Source organism: Streptomyces roseofulvus (genome assembly GCF_039534915.1).
In the GTDB taxonomy this organism is placed as follows: Bacteria; Actinomycetota; Actinomycetes; order Streptomycetales; family Streptomycetaceae; genus Streptomyces; species Streptomyces roseofulvus.
Window position 1 is genome coordinate 3,595,400 of the sequence record NZ_BAAAWE010000001.1, and the last position, 14,182, is coordinate 3,609,581.

Genomic DNA, 14,182 nt, shown 5'->3' on the forward strand with positions numbered 1-14,182 from the left:
GGACGGCCAGGAGTGCTGGAGCGGCTGAATCAGGCCATGGACCACATCGAGGACCACCTCGACGAGCCCATCGACGCGGCCGAGCTGGCCCGTATCGCCATGACGTCGGAGTACCACTTCCGGCGGATGTTCTCCGCGCTCGCGGGCATCCCGCTCTCCGAGTACGTCCGCCGGCGGCGGCTGACGCTCGCCGGGGCGGAGGTGCTCGCCGGGGAGCGGACGCTGCTCGAGGTCGCGGTGCGGTACGGGTACGGCTCGGGCGAGGCGTTCGCGCGTGCCTTCCGCGCCGTGCACGGGATCGGCCCCGGCGAGGCGCGGCGGACCGGTGCGGCGCTGCACTCCCAGCCGCGGATGTCCTTCCGGCTGATCGTCGAAGGGAGCAACAGCATGCGGTACCGGGTCGTGGAGAAGGACGGGTTCCGGCTCACGGGCAGGGGGACACGGGTCCCGCTGGTCTACGAGGGGATGAACCCGGCCATCGTGGAGTTCGTCAAGGGCATCGGCAGGGAGACGCTGGGGCGCTGGGAGGAGTACGCGGACGGGGAGCCCGGCGGCGTCGTGGCCGCCGTCGCCAACCACTCCGCGGACGACGCGGAGGGCACCGAGATCGACTACTTCCACGGGGTGGTGAGCGACGCCGAGGTGCCCGGCGCTTCGGACAGCCTCGACGTCGAGCCGGGGACGTGGGCGGTGTTCGAGTCCTCGGGCCCGTTCCCGCAGGCGGTGCAGTACCTCTGGCGGGACGTCTACACGCAGTGGTTCCCGTCGAACCCGTACCGGAGCCGGCCCGGACCGTCGCTCTCGCGCACGCGGGTGTCCGAGGACGGCACCCACGCGGACGCGGAGGTGTGGATCCCGGTGGAGCGCACCGGGGCATGAGAGAAGGGCCGGTGGGATCCCCACCGGCCCTTCCCCTGTCCATGAGGCGTCAGACGCCCTGTCCGCGAACGTCAGACGCGCATCGCCTGCGGCGTCTCCCGCCGGTCGGCGTCGGGCCCCGGGTACTCGCGGATGATCTCGTACCGGGTGTTCCGCTCGACCGGCCGGAAGCCCGCGTCGCGGATCAGCTCCAGCAGGTCCTCGCGGGTCAGCTTGTTCGGCGTGCCGTAGTTGTCGGCGTCGTGCGTGATCTTGTACTCGACCACCGAGCCGTCCATGTCGTCGGCGCCGTGCTGGAGCGCCAGCTGCGCCGTCTGCACGCCGTGCATGACCCAGAAGACCTTGACGTGCGGCACGTTGTCGAAGAGCAGCCGGGAGACCGCGAAGGTCTTCAGCGCCTCCGCGCCGGTCGCCATCGTCGTCCGCGCCTGGAGCTTGTTGCGGACCTTGCCGTCCTGCATGTCCACGAAGTCGTGCTGGTAGCGCAGCGGGATGAAGACCTGGAAGCCGCCGGTCTCGTCCTGGAGCTCCCGCAGCCGCAGCACGTGGTCGACGCGGTGGCGCGGCTCCTCGATGTGCCCGTACAGCATCGTCGAGGGGGTCTTCAGGCCCTTGGAGTGGGCGAGCCGGTGGATCCGGGACCAGTCCTCCCAGTGGGTGCGGTGGTCCACGATGTGCTGCCGGACCTCCCAGTCGAAGATCTCGGCGCCGCCGCCGGTCAGCGACTCCAGACCGGCCTCGATCAGCTCGTCGAGGATGTCGGAGGCGGACATTCCCGAGATCGTCTCGAAGTGGTGGATCTCGGTGGCGGTGAACGCCTTGAGGGAGACGTTCGGGAGCGCCTTCTTCAGCTCGGAGAGCGAGCGCGGGTAGTACCGCCAGGGCAGGTTGGGGTGGAGCCCGTTGACGATGTGCAGCTCGGTGAGGTTCTCGCTCTCCATCGCCTTCGCGAGGCGCACGGCCTCCTCGATGCGCATGGTGTACGCGTCCTTCTCGCCCGGCTTGCGCTGGAAGGAGCAGTAGGCGCAGGAGGCCGTGCAGACGTTGGTCATGTTCAGATGCCGGTTGACATTGAAGTGGACCACGTCGCCGTTCTTGCGGGTCCTGACCTCGTGGGCCAGCCCGCCGAGCCAGGCGAGGTCGTCGGAGTCGTAGAGGGCGATGCCGTCCTCGCGGCTCAGCCGCTCACCGGCGAGCACCTTCTGCTCCAGCTCCCGCTTGAGCCCAGCGTCCATCTCCGGTCGCCTCCCATATCTCCGAAATCAGGCTTCACCCACCGTACTCTCAGCCCTCTTCCGGCAGATCCCCGACCCGGTTCTCCCACTTGGTCGAGAGCACGATCGTGGTCCGGGTGCGGGAGACGCCCTTGGTGCCGGAGAGGCGGCGGATCGTCTTCTCCAGTCCGTCGACGTCGTTGGCGCGGACCTTGAGCATGAAGGAGTCGTCGCCGGCGATGAACCAGCAGTCCTCGATCTCGGCGAGGTCCTTCAGCCGGCGGGCCACGTCCTCGTGGTCGGCGGCGTCGGAGAGGGAGATGCCGATGAGGGCGGTGACGCCGAGGCCGAGCGAGGCGGCGTCGACGGTGGCGCGGTAGCCGGTGATGACCCCGGCGGCCTCCAGCCGGTTGATGCGGTCGGTGACGGAGGGGCCGGAGAGCCCGACGAGCCGTCCCAGCTCGGCGTACGAGGCGCGGCCGTTCTCGCGCAGGGCCTGGATGAGCTGCCTGTCCACGGCGTCCATAGGTATACGACCTTCCATTGTCCAGCGATACCGCAAGTTTAGGTGTAGAATCTAAGGCATGCAGGGCCGTCGCCCTGCGAATCTTTCAGCAGATCAAAGACGATCTTTCAGGAGTGAGAACACCGTGTACACGATCGAGATGGCCTACGCCCGAATGCGCGAGCTGCAGGACCTGGCCAACCGCTCGCGTGCCCACCAGACCGCCTCCGCCTCGAAGCGCGCCCCGAAGAAGGCCGCGAAGAAGCGCTAATCGGCACGGGGAACCCCCGGAGCTCCTCCTCCGAGTTCTCCCCGCCACCGGCGGTACAGCTCGTGCGGCACTCCCGCCGCGTCGAGCACCCGCCCCGCGACGAAGTCCACCAGATCCTGGATGTGCGTCGCCCCCGCGTAGAACGCCGGAGAGGCGGGCAGCACCACGGCGCCCGCCTCGTCCAGCGCCACCATCTGCTTCAGCGTCTGCCCGTTCAGCGGGGTCTCCCGCACCGCGACGACCAGCGGACGCCGCTCCTTGAGCGTCACGCTCGCCACCCGCTGCAACAGGTCCTTCGACAGACCGAGCGCCACTCCCGCCACCGCGGCGGTCGAGGCCGGCACGATCAGCATCCCCTTCGCCGGGTACGACCCCGAGGACGGCCCGGCCGCCAGGTCGCCGGCCGCCCAGTACCGCACGTCGCCCAGCGACCCCACCGGCACCTCGAAGGCGTCCGGCTTCCCGTCCGCGCCCCGCGCCAGCCAGGCCGCCAGGTCCTCGCGCCAGTGCGCGTCCCGGAAGCCGATCCCCGTCTCGTCGAGCAGCGTCAGCCGCGAGGCCCGCGACACCACCAGGTCGACGCTCTCGCCCGCGGCGAGCAGCCCCCTCAGCACGGACGCGGCGTACGGCGTCCCCGACGCCCCGGAAACCCCCACGACCCACGGGGTGCGCTTGCCGTCGTTCATGGCGCCGAGCCTAGAGGGTGAGCCCGCGGACCAGCAGGTCGAGCAGGGCGCAGACGAAGAGGGAGATGCCGATGAAGCCGTTCGTCGTGAAGAAGGCCCTGTTCAGCCTCGACAGGTCGTGCGGCTTCACGATCGAGTGCTCGTAGCAGAAGGCCGCCGCCACGATCACCAGGCCGATCCAGAAGAACAGGCCGGCGCCGGTGGCCAGCGCGTACCAGACCAGCAGGCCGGTGGTGACGACCGCGGACCCGCGGGCGCCCCACAGCGCCGCCGGGATCCCGAAGCGGGCCGGCACCGACATCACGCCCTGCGCCCGGTCCGCCTGCACGTCCTGGCAGGCGAAGATCAGGTCGAAGCCGCCGATCCAGATGCCGACGGCGAGGCCCAGGATGACCGCGTCCCACGACCACTCCCCCGTCACCGCCAGCCAGGCGCCGATCGGGCCGATCGCCTGGGCGAGTCCCAGGATCGCGTGCGGGAAGTTCGTGAACCGCTTGCCGTACGGGTAGACCACCATCGGGATGACGGCCAGTGGCGCGAGCGCCAGGCAGAGCGGGTTGAGCAGCGCCGCCGCGCCGAGGAAGACGACGACCGCGATCCCGGCCCCGGTCCACGCGGACCGCACCGACACCGCGCCGGTGACCAGCTCGCGGTTGGCCGTCCGGGGATTACGCGCGTCGATCTCGCGGTCGATGATCCGGTTGCAGGCCATCGCGAAGGTCCGCAGGCCGACCATGCAGACGGTGACGAGGAAGAGCGTCCACCAGTCGATCGTCCGGTCCAGCTGGAACATCGCGGTGAGCGAGGCGATGTAGGCGAAGGGCAGCGCGAAGACCGAGTGCTCGATCATCACGAGCCGGAGGAACGCCTTCGTACGCCCCGGCTGCGCGCCCGGGACCGCGGCCGTGGTCACAGCCCGTACTCCTTCCAGCGGCGGTCCACCAGGGCCGCCGTCGCCGGGTCCGACTCCACCATGTCCGGCCAGCCGCCGTCCCGGGTGTAGCCCTCCTCCGGCAGCTTCCTCGTGGCGTCGATGCCCGCCTTGCCGCCCCAGAACTGCTGGTAGGAGGCGTGGTCGAGGTGGTCGACCGGCCCCTCGACGACGGTCAGGTCGCGGGCGTAGTCGGTGTTGCCGAGGGCCCGCCAGGACACCTCGTGCAGGTCGTGCACGTCGCAGTCCTTGTCGACCACGATGATCAGCTTGGTCAGCGACATCATGTGGGCGCCCCAGATGGCGTGCATGACCTTCTGCGCGTGCTTCGGGTACTTCTTGTCGATCGAGACGATCGCGCAGTTGTGGAAGCCGCCCGACTCCGGCAGGTGGTAGTCGACGATGTCCGGCACGATGATCTTGAGGAGCGGCAGGAAGAAGCGCTCGGTGGCCCGCCCCAGCGGCCCGTCCTCGGTCGGCGGCCGGCCGACCACGATCGACTGGAGCAGCGGGCGCTTCCGCATGGTGACGCAGTCGATCTTCAGCGCGGGGAACGGTTCCTGCGGCGTGTAGAAGCCGGTGTGGTCGCCGAAGGGGCCCTCCGGCAGCATCTCGCCCGGCTCCAGCCAGCCCTCGATGACGACCTCGGCCTGCGCCGGGACCTGGAGCGGGACCGTCTTGCAGTCGACCATCTCGATCCGCTTGCCCTGCACGAAGCCGGCGAACAGGTACTCGTCGATGTCGCCGGGGAGCGGGGCGGTGGAGGCGTACGTGACGGCCGGCGGGCAGCCGAAGGCGATCGCGACCGGCAGCCGCTCGCCGCGCTCGGCGGCGACCGCGTAGTGGTTCCGGCTGTCCTTGTGGATCTGCCAGTGCATGCCGATGGTGCGCCTGTCGTGCCGCTGGAGCCGGTAGAGCCCCAGGTTCCGCACGCCGGTCTCGGGGTGCTTGGTGTGGGTGAGGCCCAGGTTGAAGAAGGAGCCGCCGTCCTTCGGCCAGGTGAAGAGCGCGGGCAGCCTGTCGAGGTCGACGTCGTCGCCGGTGAGGACCACCTCCTGCACGGGCGCGTCCTTCACCTTCTTCGGCGGCACGTGGACCATCGAGCCCAGCTTGCCGAAGGCCTCCCGGACGCCGACGAAGCCGTGCGGCAGCTCCGGCTTGAGCAGGCCGCCGATCTTCTCGCTGATCTCCTCGTACGACGTCAGGCCGAGCGCCTTGAGGAGCCTGCGGTCGGTGCCGAAGACGTTCATCGCGAGGGGCATGGCGGAGCCCTTCACGTTCTCGAAGAGAAGCGCCGGCCCTCCCGCCTTGTTCACCCGGTCGACGATCTCCCCGACCTCCAGGTACGGGTCGACTTCGGCCTTGATGCGCTTGAGGTCGCCTTCGCGCTCAAGGGCCCTGAGCAGCGAGCGGAGATCGTCGTAAGCCATACGGGCAAGTATCGGTCACCGGCTAGGCTGGACTCGTCACCGGGGCCGGTTCGACGCGCCCCCGCCACCGCTTCCAGGGGGCTGTTCCACATGCTCAGGGCACTGATGATCCTTCTGCCGCTGGCGCTGACGATCTACGCCTTCATCGACTGCCTGAACACCCCCGAGGACGAGGTCAAGCACCTGCCCAAGGTGGTCTGGGTCATCATCATCCTGCTGTTCTGGGTGGTCGGACCGGTCGTGTGGCTCTTCTCCGGGAAGAAGCGGCAGCCCACGGCCCGCGGCGGGCGCGGCGGCGGCTGGGTGGCCCCGGACGACAACCCGGAGTTCCTGAGGTCGCTGGGCGACGAGAAGCCCCGGACGGCGTCCGCCGAAGGGCGCGACGAGGCGATGTTCAAGGACTGGGAGGACGACCTCCGCCGCGGTGACGACGAGCCGAAGCGCGGCGAGGACGGACCGAACCGCCCCGATCCCCGCCCCGAGGGGCGTCGTGAAGAGGGCGAGGACAAGGAGAGCTGATGGAACTGCGCCTCCTCGCCACCTTCGAGAAGGTCGCCGAAGTCCTCTCCTTCACCCGCGCCGCCGCCGAGCTCGGCTATGCCCAGTCCAGCGTGACCTCGCAGGTCAAGGCGTTGGAGTCGTCCCTCGGGACCGAGCTGTTCGAGCGACTCGGCGGCCGGATCCGGCTCACCGAGGCCGGCGAGCGGCTGCTGCCGTACGCGCGCCGCATGGCCGAGCTGGCCGAGGAGGCACGGGCGTCCGTCGCCGCCGGCGAGCCCGCCGGGACGATCACCATCGGCACCATGGAGTCCCTCACCACCTACCGGCTCCCGCCGCTCCTGGAGTACGTCCACCACCGCCACCCGGCCGTCCGGCTGGCCCTGCGCCCCACGCTCGGCGACGCGACCCGGCAGGCGCTGCGGCAGGGCACGTACGACCTGGGTTTCCTCATGGAGGCCGAGACCGAGCACGAGGGCCTGGAGACGGAGGTCCTGGCGCCGGAGCCGCTGGCGCTGGTCGCCGCCCCGGACCACCCGCTCGCGGGCCGTACGGACCTGGTCAGCGCCGAGCTGGCGGGCGCCGGCCTGATCGGCACCGAGCCGGGCTGCGCCTACCGGGACCTCTTCGAGGCGGAGCTGTCGGCCGGGGCGGGCTCCCCGCCCGAGTTCCTGGAGTTCGGCACGATCGAGGCGAGCAAGCGGGCGGTGGCGTCCGGTCTCGGGATCGCGCTGCTGCCCCGGATCGCCGTCCAGGAGGAACTGGCGTCCGGGGCGCTGGTGGCGCTCGGCTGGGAGGCGCCCTTCACGCTCTTCACGCAGCTCGCGTGGCGACGGGGGAAGCGGCTTCCGGCCCACGTGCGCCTGTTCGTGGAGCAGGCGCGGCGGCTCGCCCGAGAGTGACCTTCAGGCTGGCGAGGACGATCAGCGGGACGCCGAGCGCCTGCACGAGCCCGATGTGGTGCCCGTACACCGCCCAGTCGACGCCCATCGCCACCGCCGGGTAGGTGAAGGCGAGCACCGCGATCTTCGGCGTGGGCAGCTTGGCGTAGGCCGCGTACATGAGGACGTACATCAGCCCGGTGTGGATCAGCCCGAGCCCGGCCAGCCACACCCACCCGGCACCGAGGCCGGAGACCGCGCCGAGGTCGGCGAAGGGCAGCAGCAGCGGCACGCCGGCGGCCACCTGCACGAGGGCGACCAGGTGCGGCCGGACGCCGGTGATCCGCTTGGTCACGAAGGTGGCGAGCGCGTACAGGACGGCGGCGGCGAGCGCGTAGCCGAGCCCGGCGAGGGAGGCGGTGTCGCCCGGCCGCACCCCGGAGACCAGCACGAGCCCGGCGAAGGCGACCGCGAGCCAGCCGAGCTTCCCGGCGGGGATCCGCTCGCGCAGGAAGAGGGCGCTGAGCAGCACCAGGAAGAACGGCTGGGTGTGGTAGACGACGGTGGCGAGCGAGATGGAGGTGGCCGCGTACGCCTCGAAGAGGAACACCCAGTTGAAGACGATGAACACCCCGCCGAGGACGGCGAGGCCGAGCGTCCGCCCGGTGAAGCCGTGCCCGGTGAGGAACCCGCGGGCGAGGCTGTAGAGACCGAGGGCGACGGCCCCGAAGAGGCACCGGAAGAAGACGACCTCGTAGGGCGAGGCGCCGGACTCGACGACGAAGACGCCGAGGGTGCCCGACAGCACCATGGCGAGGGTCAGTTCAAGGGTTCCACGGGTCTCGTTTCTCATGCCGACGACGCTACGGACGGGACCGGTGACCGGTCCACGACCTGCTGGGGCGTCCTTCCGATGACCCCGATCGGCGGGGCCGATGGGCGGGCCGGCGGGGCCGATGGGCGGGCCGGCGGGGCCCGGAATACCCCTGCGGGCGGCCGGGTTGGCAACGGAACACCGTTCCCCCGCGCGGCGCGCCCCCACGAACCGAAACCGGAGCAGCAGACATGACGACCCTCGACGCCGAGCCCGGCGCTGACCGCTCGTTCCTCTTCGTCCTCGGCAGCTCCCGCGCCGACGGCAACTCGGAGATCCTGGCCCGCGAGGCCGCCGCCCACCTCCCCGCCGGCATACCGCAGCGCTGGGTGGACCTGAACACCCTGGACCTGCCCGACTTCCAGGACGGCCGGCACGAGAGCGCGGGCCACGAGCCCGGCGAGGTGGAGCAGCGGCTGCTCCGGGCCACGCTGGAGGCCACGGACGTCGTCATCGTCTCCCCGCTGTACTGGTACACCCTCTCCGCGCAGATCAAGCGCTACCTGGACTACTGGTCGGGCTGGCTGAACGTGCCGGGCTCGGACTTCAAGCAGCGGATGGCGGGCCGCAGGCTGTGGGGCGTGACGGTCATGGCCCACGACGAGCACGTCGTCGCGGACGGCCTGGTCACCGCGCTCCACAACTCGGCGGCCTACATGCGCATGCGCTTCGGCGGCGTCCTCCTGGGCACGGCCTCCCGCCCCGGCCGCATCCGCGCCGACGCGCAGGCCCTCGTCCGCGCCAAGACCTTCTTCGAGAACGAGACCCCGCCGGCCCTCTTCGCGTACGAGAAGGAGGAGGCGGGCGTCACGGTGGCGTGAGAGCACCGGGTGTGAGGTTCCGGGCCCCGCGGGGAAGGGTCCCCGCATGGACCAGGAACTAGCCCGCCGGTGGCTCGCCACCGCCCTCGGCGAGGCTCGGGGCGGGCGTGGCGAGGGCGGGGTGCCGATCGGCGCCGCGCTCTACGGGGCCGACGGGGTGCTGCTCGGCCGGGGGCGGAACCGGCGGGTGCAGGACGGTGATCCTTCCGCGCACGCAGAGACCGCCGCGTTCCGGGACGCCGGGCGGCAGCGCTCGTACCGGGGGACGACGATGGTGACGACCCTCTCGCCGTGCTGGTACTGCTCCGGGCTCGTGCGGCAGTTCGGGATCTCGCGGGTCGTCGTCGGGGAGGACCGGACCTTCCGCGGCGGGCAGGAGTGGCTCGCGGCGCACGGCGTCGAGGTGGTCGTGCTCGACGATCCCGAGTGCGTCGAGCTCATGCGTACCTTCGTCGCGGAGCGACCCGACCTCTGGAACGAGGACATCGGACATGACTGAGGCACGGCTTCCGACCATCGACCTCGCCCGCGACCCCGCGCCGCAGCTGCCCGCCGTCGACCGGGCCCTGCGCGACGCAGGGTTCCTGCTGGTCTCGGGGCACGGGGTGGACCCCGCGCTGCCGTCCGCGATCCGGGAGAGCGCCCGCGCCTTCTTCCGCCTGCCCGCCGCCGCCAAGGCGCCGTACGCCGTGCGGGTCGGCGGGCGCGGGTGGCTCGGTCCGGGGGCGGAGGCGAACGGGTACGCGGAGGGGACGGCGACCTCGCCCGACCTGAAGGAGTCGCTGTCCTTCGCGGCGGAGGAGCCGACCGGCGACCCGGCGGTGGACGCCGAGTGGTTCCTGCCGAACGTCTGGCCCGCCGAGGTGCCGGAGCTCAGGCCCCTGGTGGAGGCGTACCTCGCGCGGATGAAGGCGCTGGCGGACCGGGTGCTCGACCTGCTGGGGACGGCGCTCGGCGAGGAGCGGGACTTCTTCACGCGGCACACCGGGCACCCCACCTTCGGCTTCAACATCAACTGGTATCCGGCGCGGGAGCGGACCGGGCCGCCCGAGCCCGGGCAGTTCCGGATCGGGCCGCACACCGACTTCGGGACCGTCACGCTGCTCGACCGGCAGGCCGGCAAGGGCGGGCTGCAGGTGTTCTCGGATGCCGGGGGCTGGCAGGACGCGCCCCACGACCCCGCCGCGCTCACCGTCAACATCGGCGATCTGATGGCCGGTTGGACCGGCGGGCGGTGGCGTTCGGGGCGGCACCGGGTGCTGCCGCCGCCGGCCGACGCGCCCGCCGAGGAGCTGTTGTCGCTGGTGTACTTCTACGAGTGCACACCCGGCACCAGGATCCACGGCATCGAGTCCCACCGGTATCTGCGGGCCCAGCTCGACGCGATCGCCGCGCACACCACCGACGCCCCCACCGCCACGGGGTGACAACACCTCAGCAACAGACTCGAAAAGACTCTCCTGTTCCCAACACGCCGTCGATATCCTTCAGTTGACTGCGACGGGGGTGGCGGGTGGACCGAGAGCTGTACGGCCGCGAGGCGGTTCTGGAGGCGCGCGGACTCGCCGCGCGGCTCGTCGGACTCGGACCGTACGGCCGTGGCCGGGTGGCGTACGAGCACGGCGAGGACCCGCCCGTCACCGTCTTCACCGGCGGCCGCGGCATGGGCAAGACGGTGCTGCTCAAGGAGATACGCAACCGCTACCGCGGCTTCACGCCGCTCGCCCTCCTCGACTGCGCCGCCGTCGAGGAACCCGCCGACCACGGCACCGGCTGGTCGCCGGTCACCGGCGCCCTCACCGAACTGGCCCTCCAACTGGCGCCGCGCGGCGACACGTTCAAGGCCGTGCCGTTCCCGCGGCTGTCGCTCGGACTCGTCGCCGTCACCTCGGTCGGCTGGACCCGGGAGGACGACGAGCGGGCCCGCCGCGACCTGCTGCGGCTCGGCCCGCTGCTCGCCACCGTCGACGCCGGGCGGGCCGCCGCCGCGTCCTGGGTCGGCAAGGTCCTCGCCAAGCTGGCCGGCACCGCCGCCGAGGCCGGCGCGCCCTTCGCCGGCCTGGTCGCCGAGGCGACCGTCGAGACCGTCGTCGAGGAGTTCTTCGGCGTCTTCAGGAAGGCCCCCGAGGACTGGTTCGGCGACTACCGCAACGCCGGGGGGCGCGGCCGGGCCGGACTCCAGCAGCTCGCCGTCGACTTCGCGCAGGGCGGCCCGCGCCGGGCGGAGGCCGAGGGCTTCCTCACCCTCACGCTCACCGAGGACCTGCACCGCGCCTACACCGGGCTGAAGCTCGGCAGCCGCGTCGGCCGGCCCCTGGTGCTCCTCGACAACGCCCACGAACCCGTCGGCCGCGCCCTCGTCGAACCGATTCTGCGGGCCCGCTCCGACGGCCGCCGCGACCACACCGTGGTGCTCGCCGCCTCCCGGCTCCCCGAACACGAGGCGCTCCGCCACGCCACCCGGATCCGGCTGCCCGAGACCGCCCACCAGGCGCCCTGTCCGCGCACCGGCCGGGTCGGCTCCGGCCTCCTCGCCGTCGAGCTCACCCCGCTCACCCCCACCCAGACCCGGGCCGCCTTCGACCGCCACGACCCGGCCGACCGCGCCCCCGCCGACCTCTCCCGGGCCGTCCACCGGCTCACCGGCGGCCGCCCCCTCGGCGTCGACCTGCTCGCCCGCGCCGCCGGCGAGGCGCCGCCCGCGGTCCGCGCCACGCTCACCCCCGGCGACCTGCTCGACCTCACCGTGGAGCTGCGCGAGGACACCGCCCCCGTGCCGGTCGCCCCCGCCCTGCTCGCCGCCCTCCTGCCGGTGCCGAGGACGGGGCCGTACGCGGTGCTCGCCGCCGCCCACGACGAGGAGTCCGCCCGCCGCCTCGCCCAGGTCCGGCTGCCCGCCGAGTCCCTCGACGGCGACGTCGCCCTCCGGGTCCGCGACCGGCTGCGCGCCGAGCACTGGGGCGACCACCCCGGCCACTTCGTCGGCGACCCGCTGCTGCGCGCCCTGCTGCTGCACCGGCTCCGCTTCGAGGACGACGACCACCCCGCGTACTCGGCCTGGCGGGCCGTCCACGAGACCCTCCGCCGGCACTACGGGCCGCAGCCGGGACCGCACCGGCTCCACCACGACCTCGCCCTCGGCGACACCGCCGAGGCCGTCGCCCACCTGCGGCTCACCTTCCCCCTGCCCGACGTCCTCGGCTGGCTCGGGCTGCTCCGGTTCGTCGCCTCCGCCCCGTACCCGCGCGAACGGGGCCGCACCGGACCCGACCCGCGCCGGGCCGTCGCCCTCGGCCAGGACCCCGACCCGGCGCTGCCGGACGGGCTCGGCCCGGACGCCGCCGAACTGCACCTCGCCGTACGACGGCTGCTGCACGCCGTATGGCTGCTCACCGATCCACTCGCGCTGCCCGACGAGGAGGTGGCCGACCGGCTGGCGCACGAACTGCGCCGGCTGTCCGGCCGCCACCTCACCGGCAGCGGTCCACTGTGGGACGCGGCCGGCCACTGGCCGCGGGACATCCGCGCCTGGCGGCAGCCCTCGCTGCCGCCGGGGCGCGAGGACGGAGTCTGACGCCATGCTCGACCGGCTGCGCCGCCGCTTCTTCTGGACACCCCGGCAGAAGCTCCTCAGCACCCTCGTCGCCACCGCCCTCGTCGTCGGGCTCGGCGGCTGGGGCCTCTACACGTACCTCGAACCGGAGGACCGTTCCTGCGCCGCCGGGGTCGTCCGGCCCGCGAACAGCACGGAGTGCATCGGCGTCGACGGCGGCGGACACGACTTCCGCGTCCCCGCCCTCACCGCGATCACCGCCGCCATCGGCCGCGAGAACGCCACCCTGAAGGCCGGCGAGTACGCCACCGTCGCCCTGCTCCTCCCGATCACCGCCACCGACCCCGGCACCGGCGAGAAGATCCTCCGCGAACTCCAGGGCGCGTACGCCTACCAGTACCGGGCCAACCACGAGTCCAACAGCGAGACCCCCAAGATCCGCCTGGTCCTCGCCAACACCGGGGAGCGCAACGCCCACTGGCGCACCGTCGTCGACCGGCTCACCGCCATGACCGGCGCCCCCGACCGGCTCCGCGCCGTCTCCGGCGTCGCCACCTCCTCCGCCGAGGTACGGGAGGCGGTCACCGCGCTGACCGGCGCCGGGATCGCCGTCGTCGGCACCACCATCACCGCCGACGACCTCGCCAACGGCCCCGGCCGCGACCGCTTCCCCGGCCTCGCCCGGGTCTCCCCCACCAACGGCGACGAGGCGAAGGCGCTGGCGAACTTCGGCAAGGTCGACGCCGCCCGCGCGATCCTCGTCCAGGACTCCCGCACCGGCGACCACTACATCGACACCCTGCGGACCGCCTTCGCCGTCTCCCTGAAGGGCGCCCCCTACGAACCGCAGCTCTACACCTCGCCCGCGAACAACACCGAGGAGGGCACCACCGCCAACACCTTCCGCCAGATCACCCACCTGATCTGCGACACCCGCGCCGAGACCGTCTTCTTCGCCGGCCGCCACACCCAGCTCCGCCAGTTCATCAACGCGCTCGGCGCCCGCGGCTGCGCCGACCGCGCCTTCACCGTCCTCACCGGCGACGAGGGCTCCTACCTCGGCGCCGACACCAAGCTGAACCGCGCGGCCCTCGGCAAGAAGCTGACCGTCCGGTACGCGGCCCTCGCCCACCCGGACGCCTGGAAGCCCGCGCCGGGCCGGCCGGTGCCCACGACCGGCGGCTCGGTCGTCGCCTTCCAGACCTTCCTGACCGACATCGCCCGCGCCGACGAGAAGCCGGTGCCGCTCCGGGACGGGCAGGCGATCGTCGCGTACGACGCGATGGCGACGGCCGTCCACGCGATCCGCCAGGCCACCCCGGCGAACGCCCCCTACCCGGAGCTCGCCGACGTCGGCACCCAGTGGCCGCAGGTCAAGGGCTCGCTGCGGGTCCAAGGCGCGAGCGGCTGGATCTGCCTCGACAACCACGGCAACCCGTACAACAAGGCGGTCCCCATCGTGGAGCTCGCCCCCGACGGCACGCAGCGCTTCGTCCAGATCGCCTGGCCCGAGAACGCCCCGCCGGCCACCAGCTGCCTGCCGCCGAAGCGGGGGTGATCCCCCCGCGTCCGCCCGGCCGTATCCGCGCATGACTCCGCGGCCGGCCGGGCAGGCGGTCGTCCAGAGGGCCCCTCCGGG

15 protein-coding genes are annotated in these 14,182 nt (G+C 72.3%); 9 read left to right on the forward strand and 6 right to left on the reverse strand.

The features are described 5' to 3' along the window. The first annotated feature begins 12 nt into the window (after positions 1–12). Positions 13–879 (forward strand): AraC family transcriptional regulator, encoded by an 867-nt coding sequence (locus ABFY03_RS16425; protein ID WP_319008549.1) that lies wholly within the window; start codon positions 13–15, stop codon positions 877–879. Positions 880–950: 71 nt separating this feature from the next. On the opposite strand, the gene mqnE is transcribed toward ABFY03_RS16425, so the two are convergent. Next, positions 951–2,114, reverse strand: coding sequence for an aminofutalosine synthase MqnE (mqnE, locus tag ABFY03_RS16430; RefSeq protein ID WP_319008548.1), 1,164 nt, complete (start codon positions 2,112–2,114; stop codon positions 951–953). A gap of 49 nt (positions 2,115–2,163) precedes the next feature. Beyond that, a complete protein-coding gene (locus ABFY03_RS16435; protein ID WP_031013392.1) occupies positions 2,164–2,619 on the reverse strand; it encodes an Lrp/AsnC family transcriptional regulator in 456 nt (151 codons plus the stop codon). Positions 2,620–2,743: 124 nt separating this feature from the next. Here ABFY03_RS16435 and ABFY03_RS16440 point away from each other — a divergent pair, with 124 nt between their 5' ends. After that, the gene (locus ABFY03_RS16440; RefSeq protein ID WP_267883599.1) at positions 2,744–2,869 is read left to right on the forward strand and encodes a hypothetical protein; all 126 of its coding nucleotides are present in this window, start codon (positions 2,744–2,746) and stop codon (positions 2,867–2,869) included. On the opposite strand, the gene ABFY03_RS16445 is transcribed toward ABFY03_RS16440, so the two are convergent. Genes ABFY03_RS16445 through ABFY03_RS16455 form a run of 3 tightly spaced genes read right to left on the reverse strand, consistent with a single transcriptional unit; the run spans position 2,866 to position 5,916 of the window. After that, on the reverse strand, positions 2,866–3,555 hold the full coding sequence (locus ABFY03_RS16445) for a UbiX family flavin prenyltransferase (protein ID WP_319008547.1): 690 nt from the start codon (positions 3,553–3,555) through the stop codon (positions 2,866–2,868). The genes ABFY03_RS16440 and ABFY03_RS16445 overlap by 4 nt on opposite strands. Positions 3,556–3,565: 10 nt before the next feature. After that, positions 3,566–4,468, reverse strand: a complete 903-nt coding sequence (mqnP, locus tag ABFY03_RS16450; protein ID WP_319008546.1) for a menaquinone biosynthesis prenyltransferase MqnP — start codon at positions 4,466–4,468, stop codon at positions 3,566–3,568. Then, positions 4,465–5,916, reverse strand: coding sequence for a menaquinone biosynthesis decarboxylase (locus tag ABFY03_RS16455; protein ID WP_319008545.1), 1,452 nt, complete (start codon positions 5,914–5,916; stop codon positions 4,465–4,467). The genes mqnP and ABFY03_RS16455 overlap by 4 nt, the downstream gene beginning before the upstream one ends. A gap of 90 nt (positions 5,917–6,006) precedes the next feature. Between ABFY03_RS16455 and ABFY03_RS16460 the strand changes: the two genes are divergently transcribed. Both ABFY03_RS16460 and ABFY03_RS16465 read left to right on the forward strand, forming a co-directional pair. Continuing rightward, the gene (locus ABFY03_RS16460; RefSeq protein ID WP_319008544.1) at positions 6,007–6,435 is read left to right on the forward strand and encodes a PLD nuclease N-terminal domain-containing protein; all 429 of its coding nucleotides are present in this window, start codon (positions 6,007–6,009) and stop codon (positions 6,433–6,435) included. Beyond that, a complete protein-coding gene (locus ABFY03_RS16465; RefSeq protein ID WP_319008543.1) occupies positions 6,435–7,316 on the forward strand; it encodes a LysR family transcriptional regulator in 882 nt (293 codons plus the stop codon). Before ABFY03_RS16460 ends, ABFY03_RS16465 begins: the two co-directional genes overlap by 1 nt. Here ABFY03_RS16465 and ABFY03_RS16470 read toward each other — a convergent pair. Next, positions 7,228–8,148: a DMT family transporter gene (locus tag ABFY03_RS16470; RefSeq protein ID WP_346170222.1), complete on the reverse strand. Its 921-nt coding sequence runs from the start codon at positions 8,146–8,148 to the stop codon at positions 7,228–7,230. The genes ABFY03_RS16465 and ABFY03_RS16470 overlap by 89 nt on opposite strands. A gap of 212 nt (positions 8,149–8,360) precedes the next feature. Between ABFY03_RS16470 and ABFY03_RS16475 the strand changes: the two genes are divergently transcribed. From ABFY03_RS16475 to ABFY03_RS16495, 5 genes are all read left to right on the forward strand, one after another. Then, positions 8,361–8,990, forward strand: coding sequence for a flavodoxin family protein (locus ABFY03_RS16475; protein ID WP_346170223.1), 630 nt, complete (start codon positions 8,361–8,363; stop codon positions 8,988–8,990). A 46-nt stretch (positions 8,991–9,036) separates the two neighbouring features. Then, positions 9,037–9,489, forward strand: coding sequence for a nucleoside deaminase (locus ABFY03_RS16480; protein WP_319008540.1), 453 nt, complete (start codon positions 9,037–9,039; stop codon positions 9,487–9,489). Further along, the gene (locus ABFY03_RS16485; RefSeq protein ID WP_346170224.1) at positions 9,482–10,417 is read left to right on the forward strand and encodes an isopenicillin N synthase family dioxygenase; all 936 of its coding nucleotides are present in this window, start codon (positions 9,482–9,484) and stop codon (positions 10,415–10,417) included. The genes ABFY03_RS16480 and ABFY03_RS16485 overlap by 8 nt, the downstream gene beginning before the upstream one ends. Positions 10,418–10,503: 86 nt before the next feature. After that, a complete protein-coding gene (locus tag ABFY03_RS16490; protein WP_319008538.1) occupies positions 10,504–12,564 on the forward strand; it encodes a hypothetical protein in 2,061 nt (686 codons plus the stop codon). Between the two features lie 4 nt (positions 12,565–12,568). Then, positions 12,569–14,101 carry an ABC transporter substrate-binding protein gene (locus ABFY03_RS16495; RefSeq protein ID WP_346170225.1) on the forward strand — a complete coding sequence of 511 codons (1,533 nt, stop codon included), beginning with the start codon at positions 12,569–12,571 and terminating at the stop codon, positions 14,099–14,101. Positions 14,102–14,182: the final 81 nt, after the last annotated feature.